The 13382-nt window shown below is 65.8% G+C and carries 14 protein-coding genes; 5 read left to right on the top strand and 9 right to left on the bottom strand.

The window, feature by feature from the left end; translation table 11 throughout:
- The 3 genes from BIS11_RS02435 to BIS11_RS02425 form a co-directional block, all read left to right on the top strand.
- Window positions 1–184 (top strand): hypothetical protein (locus tag BIS11_RS02435; protein ID WP_253585704.1); only part of this gene is annotated, 184 nt, incomplete at its 5' end.
- Window positions 185–273: 89 nt separating this feature from the next.
- The gene (locus BIS11_RS02430) at window positions 274–900 is read left to right on the top strand and encodes a C40 family peptidase (RefSeq protein WP_253426298.1); all 627 of its coding nucleotides are present in this window, start codon (window positions 274–276) and stop codon (window positions 898–900) included.
- Between the two features lie 70 nt (window positions 901–970).
- A complete protein-coding gene (locus BIS11_RS02425; protein ID WP_253420305.1) occupies window positions 971–2155 on the top strand; it encodes an MFS transporter in 1185 nt (394 codons plus the stop codon).
- A 57-nt stretch (window positions 2156–2212) separates the two neighbouring features.
- Here BIS11_RS02425 and BIS11_RS02420 read toward each other — a convergent pair whose 3' ends face one another.
- Window positions 2213–2695, bottom strand: coding sequence for a peptidylprolyl isomerase (locus BIS11_RS02420; protein WP_253420298.1), 483 nt, complete (start codon window positions 2693–2695; stop codon window positions 2213–2215).
- Window positions 2696–2881: 186 nt separating this feature from the next.
- Here BIS11_RS02420 and BIS11_RS02415 point away from each other — a divergent pair, with 186 nt between their 5' ends.
- The gene (locus BIS11_RS02415; protein ID WP_253420296.1) at window positions 2882–3160 is read left to right on the top strand and encodes a hypothetical protein; all 279 of its coding nucleotides are present in this window, start codon (window positions 2882–2884) and stop codon (window positions 3158–3160) included.
- A gap of 79 nt (window positions 3161–3239) precedes the next feature.
- Here BIS11_RS02415 and BIS11_RS02410 read toward each other — a convergent pair whose 3' ends face one another.
- From BIS11_RS02410 to BIS11_RS02375, 8 genes are all read right to left on the bottom strand, one after another.
- Window positions 3240–3707 (bottom strand): glycine zipper 2TM domain-containing protein, encoded by a 468-nt coding sequence (locus BIS11_RS02410; RefSeq protein ID WP_253420293.1) that lies wholly within the window; start codon window positions 3705–3707, stop codon window positions 3240–3242.
- 302 nt (window positions 3708–4009) lie between these two features.
- Window positions 4010–5605, bottom strand: coding sequence for an isocitrate lyase (locus BIS11_RS02405; protein ID WP_253420289.1), 1596 nt, complete (start codon window positions 5603–5605; stop codon window positions 4010–4012).
- 249 nt (window positions 5606–5854) lie between these two features.
- On the bottom strand, window positions 5855–7030 hold the full coding sequence (locus BIS11_RS02400) for a cupin domain-containing protein (protein ID WP_253420286.1): 1176 nt from the start codon (window positions 7028–7030) through the stop codon (window positions 5855–5857).
- A 39-nt stretch (window positions 7031–7069) separates the two neighbouring features.
- Window positions 7070–8455 (bottom strand): adenylosuccinate lyase, encoded by a 1386-nt coding sequence (gene purB / locus BIS11_RS02395; protein WP_253420283.1) that lies wholly within the window; start codon window positions 8453–8455, stop codon window positions 7070–7072.
- 50 nt (window positions 8456–8505) lie between these two features.
- The gene (hflD, locus tag BIS11_RS02390; RefSeq protein ID WP_253420280.1) at window positions 8506–9144 is read right to left on the bottom strand and encodes a high frequency lysogenization protein HflD; all 639 of its coding nucleotides are present in this window, start codon (window positions 9142–9144) and stop codon (window positions 8506–8508) included.
- A complete protein-coding gene (mnmA, locus tag BIS11_RS02385) occupies window positions 9141–10283 on the bottom strand; it encodes a tRNA 2-thiouridine(34) synthase MnmA (protein WP_253420278.1) in 1143 nt (380 codons plus the stop codon). The genes hflD and mnmA overlap by 4 nt, the downstream gene beginning before the upstream one ends.
- A 102-nt stretch (window positions 10284–10385) precedes the next feature.
- On the bottom strand, window positions 10386–10823 hold the full coding sequence (locus BIS11_RS02380; protein WP_253420276.1) for an NUDIX hydrolase: 438 nt from the start codon (window positions 10821–10823) through the stop codon (window positions 10386–10388).
- Window positions 10820–11419: a pseudouridine synthase gene (locus BIS11_RS02375; RefSeq protein WP_253420274.1), complete on the bottom strand. Its 600-nt coding sequence runs from the start codon at window positions 11417–11419 to the stop codon at window positions 10820–10822. Before BIS11_RS02375 ends, BIS11_RS02380 begins: the two co-directional genes overlap by 4 nt.
- Before the next feature lie 231 nt (window positions 11420–11650).
- On the opposite strand from BIS11_RS02375, the gene BIS11_RS02370 reads away from it, so the two are divergent.
- On the top strand, window positions 11651–13382 hold a 1732-nt coding region (locus tag BIS11_RS02370), incomplete at its 3' end, for an NADP-dependent isocitrate dehydrogenase (RefSeq protein WP_253585703.1).

Genomic DNA, 13382 nt, shown 5'->3' with positions numbered 1-13382 from the left:
GGGCGACACCCCGGAGCGCGAGGAGTTTCTGGCGAGTTTCCGCCAGGCCCTGGTGGCCTGGGTGTGCGGGGCGCCGATACTGGCCGGCCCCTGGGCGAGTCTCGACTTTCCCGGCACCAAACCGCGCCATTTCGCGCCTCTGCACATCGATACGCTGCCGGGCGATCAACGCATCCTGCATTGATGCTCGCCAAAGGCGATGGACTTGGCTTATAGTCCGTGACTAGAAAAAAAAGCGCTTGGCTTTGGATCATTTCATAAGGGGTTGTTTACATGGTTTCGTTGCCACACCCTGCTGTGACGGCTCTCCGTGTCGTGGGCGTTTGCGTGGTTGTTTCTCTATTGGCGGGGTGTGCGGGATCTTCGCGCCAGGGCGTCGAGCCCACCGAGGACTACTTCGCCATGTCACTGCCGGGACTCGAGAAGGGCTTCAATCCACAGATGTCGCCCATCGACAATACCCTGACCCAGCTTCGCAGCTTCCAGACCCCTCCACCAACGGTGATCAGGCAGGCGCTCCTGGCCCAGCATCAGCAGTGGTCGGGGACGCCCTACCGAATAGGCGGCACTACCCATCGCGGGGTCGACTGTTCGGGATTCGTCAGAAACATCTACCGCGATACGTTCAACATGGAGCTTCCCCGCTCCACCGCCGATCAGGTTCACGAGGGACGCTTGATCGACCGCCAAGAGCTCCAGGCGGGCGATCTGGTCTTCTTCCAGCCCCCCGGCCCCTACAACCACGTAGGGATCTACATGGGCGACGGCTACTTCCTGCACGCTTCCTCCTCGCGGGGCGTGATCATCTCGACGATGAACAGCGGCTACTGGCAGCGCCACTACTGGCAGGCGCGCCGAGCGCTGGATGCCACTCACCTGGCGCAGCTGGGTGATTTCTAGTCGCTAGACACTACCTTCATCGCGCGGCGCCGAACGTGACTGTCGGACGCCGCCCACCAACGGATGCGCCATGATCGAGGCCAAAACCCGCGCCTGGTGGCGCGCCACCGCCGCGCTCTGCCTGGGCTCGTTTCTCGTCTTCATCAACCTCTACGTACCGCAACCGCTGCTGCCGGAACTCAAGCAGGCCTACGGCGTCTCCACGCTCGGCGCAAGCCTTCTGATGTCGTTCGCCACGCTGTCACTGGCCTTCGCGCTTCTGGTGTTCGGCCCCCTTTCCGATGCCATCGGGCGCGGGGCGATCATGCGCGTCACGCTGGTCGTGGCCGGCGCGCTTTCGCTGTGCCTGGCCTTCGCGCCGAACTTCGAGACGCTGTTGATCCTGCGCCTGATTCAGGGCTTCGCACTCGGCGGGCTTCCGGCGGTGGCCATCGCCTGGATGGGCGACGAGTTCGACAAGCCCGCGCTGCTCGGCGCGGTGGGGCTGTATATCGGCGCCAATTCGCTGGGCGGCATCAGCGGACGCGTGGTGGGCGGCTGGGCGTCCTCGATCGGCGGGCCCGAGGCGGCCTTCGTGGCCGTCGGTGCGATGACGCTCGTCGGCTGCCTGCTTTTCTGGCGGCTGCTGCCCGAGGGGCGCTCTTTCGTCGCCAAGCGCTTCGAGCTGCGCCAGGCGGTGCGCGATCTCGTGGCGCACCTGCGCACGCCGGCGCTGCTCGGGGCCTACTGCATTGGCGGTATCAACTTTCTGGTCTTCATCAACCAGTACAGCTACATCACCTTTCGCCTGGCCGCCGAGCCCTACGCGCTCGCCGCCAGCGCCTTGGGGCTGATCTTTCTGACCTACCTGGGCGGCACCTTCGGCTCCACCGTTTCCGGGCGACTGGCGCGGCGCTTCTCGCCGGCAAGCTGCATGTGCGCCGGCATCGTGATCCTGACGCTGGGTACCGCGGTGACGCTGTCAAGCGCGCTCGTCCTGGTGATCCTGGGGTTGACCATCAACGCCTTCGGTTTCTTTCTGTGCCACTCGCTCGCTTCGAGCTGGGTAGGGCGCTACGCCCAAGGCGCGCGCGGCAGCGCCTCGGCGCTTTATCTCGTGTTCTACTACCTGGGGGCGAGCATCGGCGGCTTCTGGCTCGAGCCGTTCTGGCGCGTCGCGCAGTGGCCGGGCGTGGCGCTGGGGTCGTGGCTGCTGCTCGGCGTCACCCTGCTCCTCGCCCTGAGGCTTCGGCGCTTCGAGCGGCGTCACGGCTGAACGCCAGGCACGAAAAAGGCGGCCCGCAGGCCGCCTTTTTGCTGTTGCGTGCGTCGCTCAGTGATGGACGCCGCCTTCGCCGTGCACGTGACCGTGCTCGACTTCTTCCTGGCTCGCTTCACGCACGGTGGCGATTTCCACGTCGAAGTTCAGGTGCTGGCCGGCCAGCGGGTGGTTGCCGTCGACCACCACGGTGTCGCCTTCGACCTGCTTGACGGTGACCATCAGCGGGCCGCCCTGGGTCTGCGCCTGGAACTGCATGCCCGGCTCGATGCTCTCGACGCCCTGGAAGGCATCGCGCGGCACTTCCTGCATCAGCTGCTCCTGGACTTCGCCGTAGCCCTCTTCGGGGGCGACCTTGACGTTGAGCTTGTCGCCTTCGCTGCGACCTTCGAGCTCCTTCTCGAGACCCGGGATGATGTTGCCCGCGCCGTGCAGGTAGGTGAGCGGCTCGCGGCCTTCGGAGCTATCCAGCACTTCACCTGCGTCGTTGGTCAGGGTGTAGTGGAACGCGACAACCGAGTTTTGCGCAATTTGCATTGAAGAACCTTTCGGTGAGTGCATGTACCTCAATGGTAACGCGTGTGGCCTGGCTTGTCAGGGGGCGGCGCCGGTTTTTCCCCGCTTGGCGCCGCGCGTGGTATTGCGCAAGGGCAGGGTGAGCGATACCCTAGCCCGATCCCTTTTCCACTCTCGTTTTCGAGACAACGCTCATTCGGAGTTCTCATGACGATCTTGTTTATCTGGCTCATCGCGTTCGTGCTGATCGCCTATTTCGCCAACCAGCGCTGGCACACCGGCGTCAGTCGGGGGCTCGACAAGTGCCTGCCCGGCGTGATGAAGAGCCACGGCGAAAACCGCTACCTGTGGGTGGGCGCGCTTGCCGTGCTCGGCGCCACTGCCCTGGTCAACCCGGTCGAGATCCTGCTGGTCGCCCTCCTGATCGGCCTGATCGCGCTGGTGGTGATGAAGCTCGCCGACTGGGCGAGCGGTCTCTCCCACTGAGCCATTCTCGCCTAGCACGACGCCCGAAACGCAACGCCCGGCCAATTGGCCGGGCGTTTTCGTTGGTGCAGTACGGGGCTCAGTAGGGGGCGACGCTCAGGTTGCCGCCGCTGCCGATCAGACGGACCCGCTGGCCGGCCTGGTACTGGCGATCGGCCCGCTGGACGACGACCACGTCGGTGCCATCGTCGCGGCGCACTTCCATTTCCAGAGCGCTGACGCGGTTGGCACGATCCTCGATCGAGCTTCCGGCCACGGAGCCGCCGAGCGCACCGGCGACGGTGGCGAGCTGACGTCCGGTGCCGCCACCCACCTGGCTACCCAGCAGGCCACCGATCACGGCGCCGCCACCGGTACCCAGCAGGCCTCCCGCACGGCTGTCGGCCTGGATCTGCACCGGGCGCACCGCCACGATGGTGCCGTAGCTCACGCTCTGGCCGGTCTGGGCCTGATTACCGCGGTACACGTCGCCCGAGTAGGTCGAGGTGTTGGCACAGCCGGCCAGGGTCAACAGGCTCAGGGCGGCAACGGGCAAAAGTCGTTTCATGAAAACCTCCAGTTCGATCGGCGCAGGCAGCTGCGAATGCCGTATGGGTCGAGTAGTTATCAAACAGTGTTCATTAATATAAACCACGCTTCATGACTTTGACCAGCGTCGGTTCGAAAAGATCATTTTTATAGACGGATCATCGGGTAATGGGAAACAAATGTGCACCCAATGTGCAATCAAGGGGGCAGCGGGCGTGCAGGACGCCGACACCTTGCTACAAACTGTAGTTAACGCGGCGGGGTCGGGCAAGAGGCGTGGCGCGCCGGGCTCGCCCGGCGCGCATCGAAGGGGGCATCACCTCAGAACTGGTTCATTGTGTTGTCCTTGCCGCCGGCCTTGAGCGCGGCCTCGCCGTGGAAGAACTCCTTGTGATCGTCACCGATGTTGGAGCCGGCCATGTCCTGGTGCTTGACCGTGGCGATGCCCTGGCGGATCTCCTGGCGCTGGACCCCGGCGACGTAGGCGAGCATGCCCTCGTCGCCGAAATAGCCCTTGGCCAGGTTGTCCGTCGACAGCGCCGCCGTGTGGTAGGTGGGCAGGGTGATCAGGTGGTGGAACACGTAGGCATCACGGGAGGCGTGGCGCTGGAAATCGCGCGTCCACTCGTCGGCGAGCCAGCCGAGCTCGGTGGCATCGAACTCGGCGTCCATCAGCCGCGCGCGGTCGTAGCCGGAAACGTCCTTGCCCTCCTTCTGCCAGGCGTCGAACACCTGCTGGCGGAAGTTGAGCGTCCAGTTGAACGAGGGCGAGTTGTTGTAGACCAGCTTGGCGTCCGGCACCACCTCGCGGATACGCTCGACCATGGCGGCGATCTGGGCGACGTGGGGCTTCTCGGTCTCGATCCACAGAAGATCGGCGCCGTTTTGCAGGCTGGTGATGCAGTCCAGCACCACGCGATCCTCGCCGCTGCCGGGCTTGAACTGGTAGAGCCCCGAGGCGAGGCGCTTGGGTCGCACCAGCTTGCCGTCTTGCTTGATCACCACGTCGCCGTTGGCGATCTCGTCGGCGCTCTGGATCTCCTCGCCATCCAGAAAGCCGTTGTACTGGTCGCCCAGATCCCCCGGCCGATGGGTGACGGCGATCTTCTGGGTCAGGCCGGCACCGAGGGAGTCGGTGCGCGCCACGATCACGCCGTCGTCGACGCCGAGCTCGAGAAAGGCATAGCGCACGGCGTTGATCTTGGCGAGGAAGTCCTCGTGGGGCACGGTCACCTTGCCATCCTGGTGGCCGCACTGCTTCTCGTCGGAGACCTGGTTCTCGAGCTGGATGCAGCAGGCGCCGGCGAGGATGAACTGCTTGGCCAGCAGATAGGTCGCCTCGGCGTTGCCGAAGCCCGCGTCGATGTCGGCGATGATCGGCACCACGTGGGTCTCGAAGCCGTCGATCTCCCGGGTCAGCGCCGCCACCTGGTCGCGATCTCCCGCCGCCTGGGCATCGTCGAGCTGGCGAAACAGGTGGTTGAGTTCCCAGGCATCGGCCTGCTTGAGGAAGGTGTAGAGCTCCTCGATCAGGTGGGCGACGGCGGTCTTCTCGTGCATCGACTGGTCCGGCAGCGGGCCGAGCTCCGAGCGCAGCGCGGCGACCAACCAGCCGGACAGGTACAGGTAGCGTCGCTTCGTGGAGCCGAAGTGTTTCTTGACGGCGATCATCTTCTGCTGGCCGATGAAGCCGTGCCAGCAACCCAGCGACTGGGTGTAGCGGCTGCGGTCCTGGTCGAACGCCGCCATGTCGGCGCGCATGATGGAGGCGGTGTAGCGGGCGATGTCGAGCCCCGTGTGAAAACGGTTCTGGGCGCGCATGCGCGCGGCGTACTCCGGCTTGATGGCGTCCCACTTGCCGCCCTGGGCCTCGCGCAGCTGGGTCAGCGCCTTGATGTCGTCGAGCAGTCCTGTCATGTCGATTCTCCGGTCGTGATCGCATTCGTCGAACGCCTGGGGCGTCGGTATTCGCCCACGCGGCGGGCGTGCTTTCACTATCGACAAGGTGGTGCAGTGCAGCAATTGACACTTCGGGTCAGGTGCGGTTGTAGCTCGACGACACGGCGTTCGTCCAACGGCGCGACTGGGTAGTCGTTTTTCGCCAGCGGGGGGCAGGCACAAAAAAGGCGCCGCCCGAAGGCGGCGCCTGCTGAAGGCGCGCGAGCGCTATTCGTCCTCGTCTTCCAGAAAGCCGAGGCTTCCGGCGTTGACCAGGTGCGTCAGCATCGCCGCCGCCCCGTCGAGTTCGAGCACGTCCGCGTACATTGGCGCGCTGTCGGCGATGCGCCGGGCGAGGGCCGGGTCGCAGGGCAGGCCGTCACCGTCCACGAACAGCGTGGTCGCACCCTGCTCGGTGCGCCAGGCCACCCGCGAGCCCGGGGTGTGGAACAGCGGCTCGCCGGCGTGTAGTTGCGCGACAAGGTCCTCTTCGCTCATCGGCTCCTCGAGCGGGATGACCTGGTCCATATACTTTGGTTGGGTCATCACCCGGCCGAACCACTGGGCGAGCTCACGGGGCTGGTCCAGTGTCGAGAGGATGAAGTGGCGCATCCGCTCGAGGGCGTCGTCGTCGAGCTCGCCGGTCGCCTCGGCCGGCGCCATGCCGGCGTCGCTGTAGCGCGTTGAGCCCGGCAGCTGCTCGCCCAGGTAGTCGGCGAAGGAGGTGATCGCTTCATCTGCGGAGGGCGCGCGAAAGCCGATCGAGTAGGTCATGCAGTCGTCGGTCTGGCTGACGCCGTGGTGCGCCCAGCCCGGCGGCAGGTAGAGCATGTCGCCGGGAGCCAGGGTCCAGTCGGAGTCCGGCTCGATCTCGAAGGTCGCGAGGATCTTGAGATCGATGCCTTGGAGGATCGGCGCGTCGTCCGCCTGCTTGCCGCCGAGCTGCCAGCGGCGATGCCCGCGCCCCTGGAGCAGAAAGACGTCGTACTGGTCGACGTGGGGCCCCACGCTTCCACCGGGCGGGGCGTAGCTCACCATGATGTCGTCGAGCCGCCAGTTGGGCAGAAAGCTGAACGACTTCATCAGCGCGGCGACGTCGGGAACGTAGTGATCCACCGCCTGTACCAGCAGGCTCCAGTGACCTTGCGGCAGCCGCTCGAAGGTGGCGTCGTCGAAGGGCCCGTGGGAGACCTGCCACGGGCCATCGGGGCCATTCTCCTCGACCAGCCGCGCCTCGACGCCGGGCTCGCAGGCAAGCCCCGCCAGCTCGTCCGGGTCCAGGGGGCTGACGAAGTCCGGGATCGCGCCACGGATCAGCAGCGGCTTCTGCTGCCAGTAGCTTTTCAAAAACTCCTCGGGCGTCAGATCGCCCAGCAGGGTCAGCGGCTCGTTGCGGTGGCTCATGGCGATATCCTCGGTGAACGGGTGGTCGAGCGGTGCGCCTTACAGCGCATCCAGGCGCTCGGGCAGCGCTTCGGCCTGGGCGCGGGCGTTGCCGATGTAGCTTGCCGGCGACAGCGCCTTGAGCTCCTGCTTGACGGCGTCGGGCAGCTCCAGCGTGTCGATGAAGGCGGCGAAACCCGCCTGGTCGATGCGCTTGCCGCGGGTCAGCTCCTTGAGTTTTTCGTAGGGCTTCTCGATCCCGTAGCGGCGCATCACGGTCTGGATCGGCTCGGCGAGCACTTCCCAGCTGTTGTCGAGGTCCTCTTCGAGCCGCGCCGGGTTGGCCTCGAGCTTGCCGATGCCCTTCAGGCTCGCGTGGTAGCCGATCAGCGCGTAGGCCAGGCCCACGCCGAGGTTGCGCAGCACCGTGGAGTCGGTCAGGTCGCGCTGCCAGCGCGAGATCGGCAGTTTCTGAGCCAGGTGGCTCAGCACCGCGTTGGCAAGCCCCAGGTTGCCTTCGGAGTTCTCGAAGTCGATCGGGTTGACCTTGTGCGGCATGGTGGAGGAGCCGATTTCGCCCTCGACGGTGCGCTGCTTGAAGTAGCCCAGCGAAATGTAGCCCCAGACGTCGCGGTCGAAGTCGATCAGGATGGTGTTGAAGCGCGCGAGCGCATCGAACAGCTCGGCGATGTAGTCGTGGGGCTCGATCTGGGTGGTGTAGGGGTTGAAGCGCAGGCCCAGCCCCTCGACGAAGGTACGCGCGTTGGCTTCCCAGTCGATCTCCGGGTAGGTCGCCAGGTGCGCGTTGTAGTTGCCCACCGCGCCGTTGATCTTGCCCAGCACCTCGACGCTCTCGATCTGCTTGAGCTGGCGCTTCAGGCGGTACGCCACGTTGGCCATCTCCTTGCCGAGCGTGGTCGGGCTTGCGGTCTGGCCGTGGGTGCGCGAGAGCATCGGCTGGCCGGCGTGGGCCACGGCGAGCTTGGCGATCTCGTCTGCCACCTGGTGAAGCGTCGGCAGCATGGCGTCGAGGCCGTCGACCAGCATCACGCCGTAGGAGAGGTTGTTGATGTCCTCGCTGGTGCAGGCGAAGTGGATGAACTCGGTGACCGCGTGAAGCTCCACGTTGCCTTCGATCTTCTCCTTGAGGAAGTACTCCACCGCCTTGACGTCGTGGTTGGTGGTGCGCTCGATCTCCTTGATGCGCTCGGCGTCGTCGACCGAGAACTCGCTGATCAGCGCTTCCAGGAAGGCGTTGGCCTCACCGGAGAGCGGGCTGACTTCCGCGATGCCGTCGTGGGCCGCCAGGCGCTGCAGCCAGCGTACCTCGACGATGACGCGGGCGCGGATGAGGCCGAATTCGCTGAAGTGCTCGCGCAGCACGGCGGCCTTGGCGGCGTAGCGGCCGTCGACGGGGGAGAGGGCGGTCAGAGCGGAGAGTTGCATGGCAAGGATTCCAAAAATGATCGAGAAGGGTCGATGGGTCGGTTGCGGGGCTAGCTCAGGTCGTCGAGGGCGCGGCGAAGCGCCTTGCGCTGGAACACCAGTTTCCAGCGCCGTCCGCCCTGCTGGTGCCACAGCAAAGCGAAGCGGATGCCGCTCATCAGGCACGCCCGCACCCGTTCGGGCATCATGCGGGTCTGCAAGAGCGACGGGTCGCCCTGGACCACGATGCGGGTCTTGAAGGTGGAGAGGGTCTCCTGGTAGGTCTCGCCGAGGCTCGCGATGACGTTTTCGTGCACGGGCCCGAAGCGCTCCGCCTGACGCTGCACGTGGGCGAGTTTCTCGCCGAGTGTGTCCATCATGGCGGTGTCGCTGCGCAGCTTGTTCATCAGCATCAGAAGCGAGAAGCCGTAGCGCAGCACCACCGGGTTGGCCTGCTTGCGCCCGGAAAGCGCTTCCAGAGTATCGAGGCCGCGGCGCAGGTTGTTGGGGTGGCCGCCGTAGATCGCCTCGAAGCTCGCCGGGTTCGTGTCGATCGTGGCGTTAATCAACGTCTCCCAGGCGCGCGGGTCGACCTGGCCGGTGCGCGCCAGCTCGTCGACCAGGCTCGCCGCCTGGAAGACCCCGGCCAGCGCCAGTGCCTGGCGCACGCTCGGGGCATCCGGGGCGCGATGGATCGGCGTGGTCGTCATGCCGCCACCTCGGCGGCGTTCCAGGCGGCGCGGATCACCCCGCCGCCCAGGCATACGTCACCGTCGTAGAGCACCAGCGACTGGCCCGGCGTGACCGCCCACTGCGGATCGTCGAAGCGAACCTCCACGCCGCCATCGGCGAGCGTGGTCACGTAGCACGGGCAGTCGCTCTGGCGATAGCGGGTCTTGGCCGTGAAGCGGCCCTCGGCGACCGGCGCCTCGCCCGCCACCCAGTCCATCGCCTCGGTCGCGAGCGTGTCGGTGTAGAGGTGCGCGTCACTCTTGCCCTGGACGACGATCAGCACGTTGCGCTCGAGGTCCTTGCCGGCCACGTACCAGGGCTCCTCGGAGTAGTTGGCCAGGCCGCCGATCCCTAAGCCCTGGCGCTGGCCCAGGGTGTAGTACATCAGGCCGCCGTGCTCGCCGATGACGTCGCCGTCGAGGGTCTCGATCTTGCCCGGCTGGGCGGGCAGGTACTGCTGCAGGAAATCCTTGAAGCGGCGCTCGCCGATGAAGCAGATGCCGGTGGAGTCCTTCTTCTTCGCCGTGACCAGGTCGTGCTCCTCGGCGAGTGCGCGCACCGCAGGCTTTTCGAGCTCGCCCACGGGGAAAAGCGTCTTGGCGATCGCCGCTTCCGGCACCGCATGCAGGAAGTAGCTCTGGTCCTTGTTGGCATCCAGGCCTTTCAGCAGTCGCGGGCGGCCATCGCGCTCGCCGCGGCGCACGTAGTGGCCGGTGGCGATCAGCTCGGCGCCGAGCATCCGGGCGTAGTCGAGGAACACCTTGAACTTGATTTCCCGGTTGCACAGGATGTCCGGGTTCGGGGTGCGCCCGGCCTTGTACTCCTCGAGGAAGTGCTCGAAGACGTTGTCCCAGTACTCGGCGGCGAAGTTGGCGGTATGCAGCTTGATGCCGAGCTTCTCGCACACGGCCTGGGCGTCGGCCAGGTCCTCCTTGGCGGTGCAGTACTCGGTGCCGTCGTCCTCGTCCCAGTTCTTCATGAACAGCCCCTCGACCTCGAAACCCTGCTGCAGGAGCAGCAGGGCCGAGACGGAGGAGTCGACGCCGCCGGACATGCCGACGATCACCTTGCCGGCGGCCGGCGTCCCGGCGGCCGGTGTGCTGTGAGTGGATGTCATCGCCATCCTCTTAAAATGAGTGACTATCTAACACGTGACTATCAACGAGTGATTATCGATTGGCGGCGATTATACACGATGCGGCCCCGGCGCTTCGAGTGTTCACTCCCGCACCACCGCCAGCGGGTAGTGGCGTCCGGCCAGGGCATCCTCGATGCGGGTGACCACCAGGGGGCTTCGCAAGCGACCCTCTGCGTGCAGCGCGCGAATCTCTTCAAGGCTCAGCCAGTGGGTGGCGTGGATGTCCGGGTCCAGGGGCGTGGCCAGAAAGGTGTCGGGGGCGGCCAGAAAGCCGTGGCTGTGAAAGGTCTTGCCTGGAGTATCGAACACGTAGAGCCCCAGGTAGCGGGTCAGTCGTACCCGCCAGGCGGTCTCCTCGCGCGTTTCGCGCAGCGCCGCGGCAAGGGGCCCCTCGCCGGGTTCAACATGCCCGGCCGGCTGGTTGAAGAGGGTTCGCGCGCCGCCGCGATCCTCCTCGACCATCAGGTAGCGGCCGTCTCGCTCGATCACGCAGGCGACGGTGACGTGGAGAGCGCTCATGACGGGAAGCGCCGACGCGGCTTGGCGCCCGCTCGCTTGGCCGGGGCTTTCGGGGCGTGCAGGGTCTGGCGGCGCCACTGTCCCGGGGCCAGGTCGTCCAGGCGCCAGCTACCGATGGCAGCGCGTACCAGGCGCAGGGTGGGAAAGCCGACGTGGGCCGTCATGCGGCGAACCTGACGGTTGCGGCCCTCGGTGATGGTCAGCTCCAGCCAGCTGGTCACCGGATGGCGCTTGGGCTCGATGGGCGGAGTGCGTTCGGCGATGTCGGGCGCCTGGATGCGCCGCGCCTTGGCGGGCAGGGTAGGGCCATCCTTGAGCGTGACGCCGGCGCGCAGGGCCGCCAGGGCGTCGTCGTCGATCTCGCCTTCGACCTGGGCCCAGTAGGTCTTGGGCTGCTTGTGGCGCGGATGGGCGATGCGGTGGATGAGCGCGCCGTCGTCGCTTAAGAGCAGCAGGCCTTCCGAGTCGTAGTCGAGCCGGCCGGCGGCGTAGACGCCGGGCACGTCGATGACGTCGGCGAGGGTGGCACGGCCCTCCGGGTCGGTGAACTGGGACAGCATCCGGTAGGGCTTGTGCAGAAGATAGAGCGTGCTCATCGGGCTCTCGTGTGGCCGGGTGAATTTGTCGACAATCGCATAAAGGAGTAAAGTGCTGGGTCTGACACGGACCGATAACAAGCGTCGGCGTCGGTCGCGCCGATAGCGACGGCCACCACCGGCGTGGTAGCGAACGTCGACCCTATCGCGCGACACCGCGCTTCATGCCAGGCCCATCGATGGCCGCCGGAAAATTTTAGTCATAGCGACAGAAAACGAGGTTAACGCAAAATGTCCAAAACGCCGAAGATCATTTACACGCTCACCGACGAAGCGCCTGCGCTTGCGACCTACTCGCTGCTCCCCATCATCGATGCGTTCACCGACTCCGCCGGCGTCGAGGTCGAGACCCGCGACATCTCGCTTGCCGCGCGCGTGCTGGCGCAGTTCCCGGACCGCTTGAGCAGCGAGCAGCGGGTGAGCGACGATCTCGCCGAACTTGGCCAGCTTGCCACCACCCCGGAAGCCAACATCATCAAGCTGCCCAACATCAGCGCCTCCGGCCCGCAGCTCAAGGCCACCATCAAGGAGCTGCAGGGACAGGGCTATGACCTGCCGGACTATCCGGACGAGCCGAAAAACGACGACGAGAAGGCGATCAAGGCGGCCTACGACAAGGCCAAGGGCAGCGCGGTGAACCCGGTGCTGCGCGAAGGCAACTCGGACCGCCGCGCGCCGAAGTCGGTCAAGAACTACGCCCGCAAGTACCCGCACCGCATGGGCGAGTGGAGCAAGGACTCCGACTCCCACGTGGCCCACATGTCCGAGGGCGACTTCTACGGCAGCGAGCAGTCCGCGATCATCGAGTCCGCCGGCAAGCTCAAGATCGAGCTTCAGCAGAAGGACGGCAACACCACCGTCTTGAAAGAAGGCCTGGCGGTCCAAGAGGGCGAAGTCGTCGATGCCGCCGCCATGAGCAGCGCCAAGCTGCGCGCCTTCATCGGCCGCGAGATCGAGGACGCCAAGCAGCGCGGCGTGCTCTTCTCGCTGCACCTGAAGGCCACCATGATGAAGGTCTCCGACCCGATCATGTTCGGTATCGTGGTCGAGGAGTTCTACAAGGACGTGCTCGACAAGCATGCCGACGCCTTGAAAGAAGCGGGCTTCAACCCGGCCTCGGGCCTGGGCGATCTCTACAGCTCGATCGAGACGCTCTCCGCCGAGCAGCGTGATGCCATCAAGGCCGACATCGACGCGCTGTACAAGGAGCGCCCGTCGATGGCGATGGTCAACTCCCACAAGGGCATCACCAACCTGCACGTGCCGTCGGACGTGATCATCGACGCCTCCATGCCGGCGATGATCCGCGACTCCGGTAAGATGTGGAACGCAAACGACGAGCTGCAGGATGCCAAGGCGGTGATCCCGGATCGCTGCTACGCCACTATCTACCAGAGCGTGATCGAGGACTGCAAGAAGCACGGCGCCTTCGACCCGACCACCATGGGCTCGGTGCCCAACGTCGGCCTGATGGCCCAAAAAGCCGAGGAGTACGGCTCTCACGACAAGACTTTCCACATTCCCGCGGACGGCACCGTGGTGGTGACGGATGAAAGTGGCAAGACGCTGTTCAGCCACGACGTGGCCGCCGGCGACATCTGGCGCATGTGCCAGACCAAGGACGCGCCGATCAAGGACTGGGTCAAGCTCGCCGTCAACCGCGCCCGCGAAAGCGCCACCCCGGCGATCTTCTGGCTCGACGCCAACCGCGCCCACGACGCCAAGCTGATCGAGAAGGTCGAAACCTACCTCGAGGAGCACGACACCGAGGGGCTCGACATTCGCATCCTGGCGCCTGTTGACGCGATGCAGGTGTCGCTCGAGCGCATCCGCCGCGGCGAGGACACCATCTCGGTCACCGGCAACGTGCTGCGCGACTACCTGACCGACCTGTTCCCGATCATGGAGCTGGGTACCAGCGCCAAGATGCTCTCGATCGTGCCGCTGATGAACGGCGGTGGCC

The organism is Halomonas sp. 707D4, from assembly GCF_024158685.1.
In the GTDB taxonomy this organism is placed as follows: Bacteria; Pseudomonadota; Gammaproteobacteria; order Pseudomonadales; family Halomonadaceae; genus Vreelandella.
Note: the sequence above shows the minus strand (reverse complement) of the source record. Positions and strands in the feature narration are given on the sequence as shown.

Coding starts and splice junctions, on each gene's coding strand:
- BIS11_RS02405 (WP_253420289.1), bottom strand. CDS start 5,605: ATGACAGGACTGCTCGACGACATCAAGGCGCTGACCCAGCTGCGCGAG.
- BIS11_RS02420 (WP_253420298.1), bottom strand. CDS start 2,695: ATGCAAATTGCGCAAAACTCGGTTGTCGCGTTCCACTACACCCTGACC.
- purB (WP_253420283.1), bottom strand. CDS start 8,455: ATGCAACTCTCCGCTCTGACCGCCCTCTCCCCCGTCGACGGCCGCTAC.
- BIS11_RS02400 (WP_253420286.1), bottom strand. CDS start 7,030: ATGAGCCACCGCAACGAGCCGCTGACCCTGCTGGGCGATCTGACGCCC.
- BIS11_RS02410 (WP_253420293.1), bottom strand. CDS start 3,707: ATGAAACGACTTTTGCCCGTTGCCGCCCTGAGCCTGTTGACCCTGGCC.
- mnmA (WP_253420278.1), bottom strand. CDS start 10,283: ATGACATCCACTCACAGCACACCGGCCGCCGGGACGCCGGCCGCCGGC.
- BIS11_RS02375 (WP_253420274.1), bottom strand. CDS start 11,419: ATGAGCACGCTCTATCTTCTGCACAAGCCCTACCGGATGCTGTCCCAG.
- BIS11_RS02380 (WP_253420276.1), bottom strand. CDS start 10,823: ATGAGCGCTCTCCACGTCACCGTCGCCTGCGTGATCGAGCGAGACGGC.
- BIS11_RS02415 (WP_253420296.1), top strand. CDS start 2,882: ATGACGATCTTGTTTATCTGGCTCATCGCGTTCGTGCTGATCGCCTAT.
- hflD (WP_253420280.1), bottom strand. CDS start 9,144: ATGACGACCACGCCGATCCATCGCGCCCCGGATGCCCCGAGCGTGCGC.
- BIS11_RS02425 (WP_253420305.1), top strand. CDS start 971: ATGATCGAGGCCAAAACCCGCGCCTGGTGGCGCGCCACCGCCGCGCTC.
- BIS11_RS02430 (WP_253426298.1), top strand. CDS start 274: ATGGTTTCGTTGCCACACCCTGCTGTGACGGCTCTCCGTGTCGTGGGC.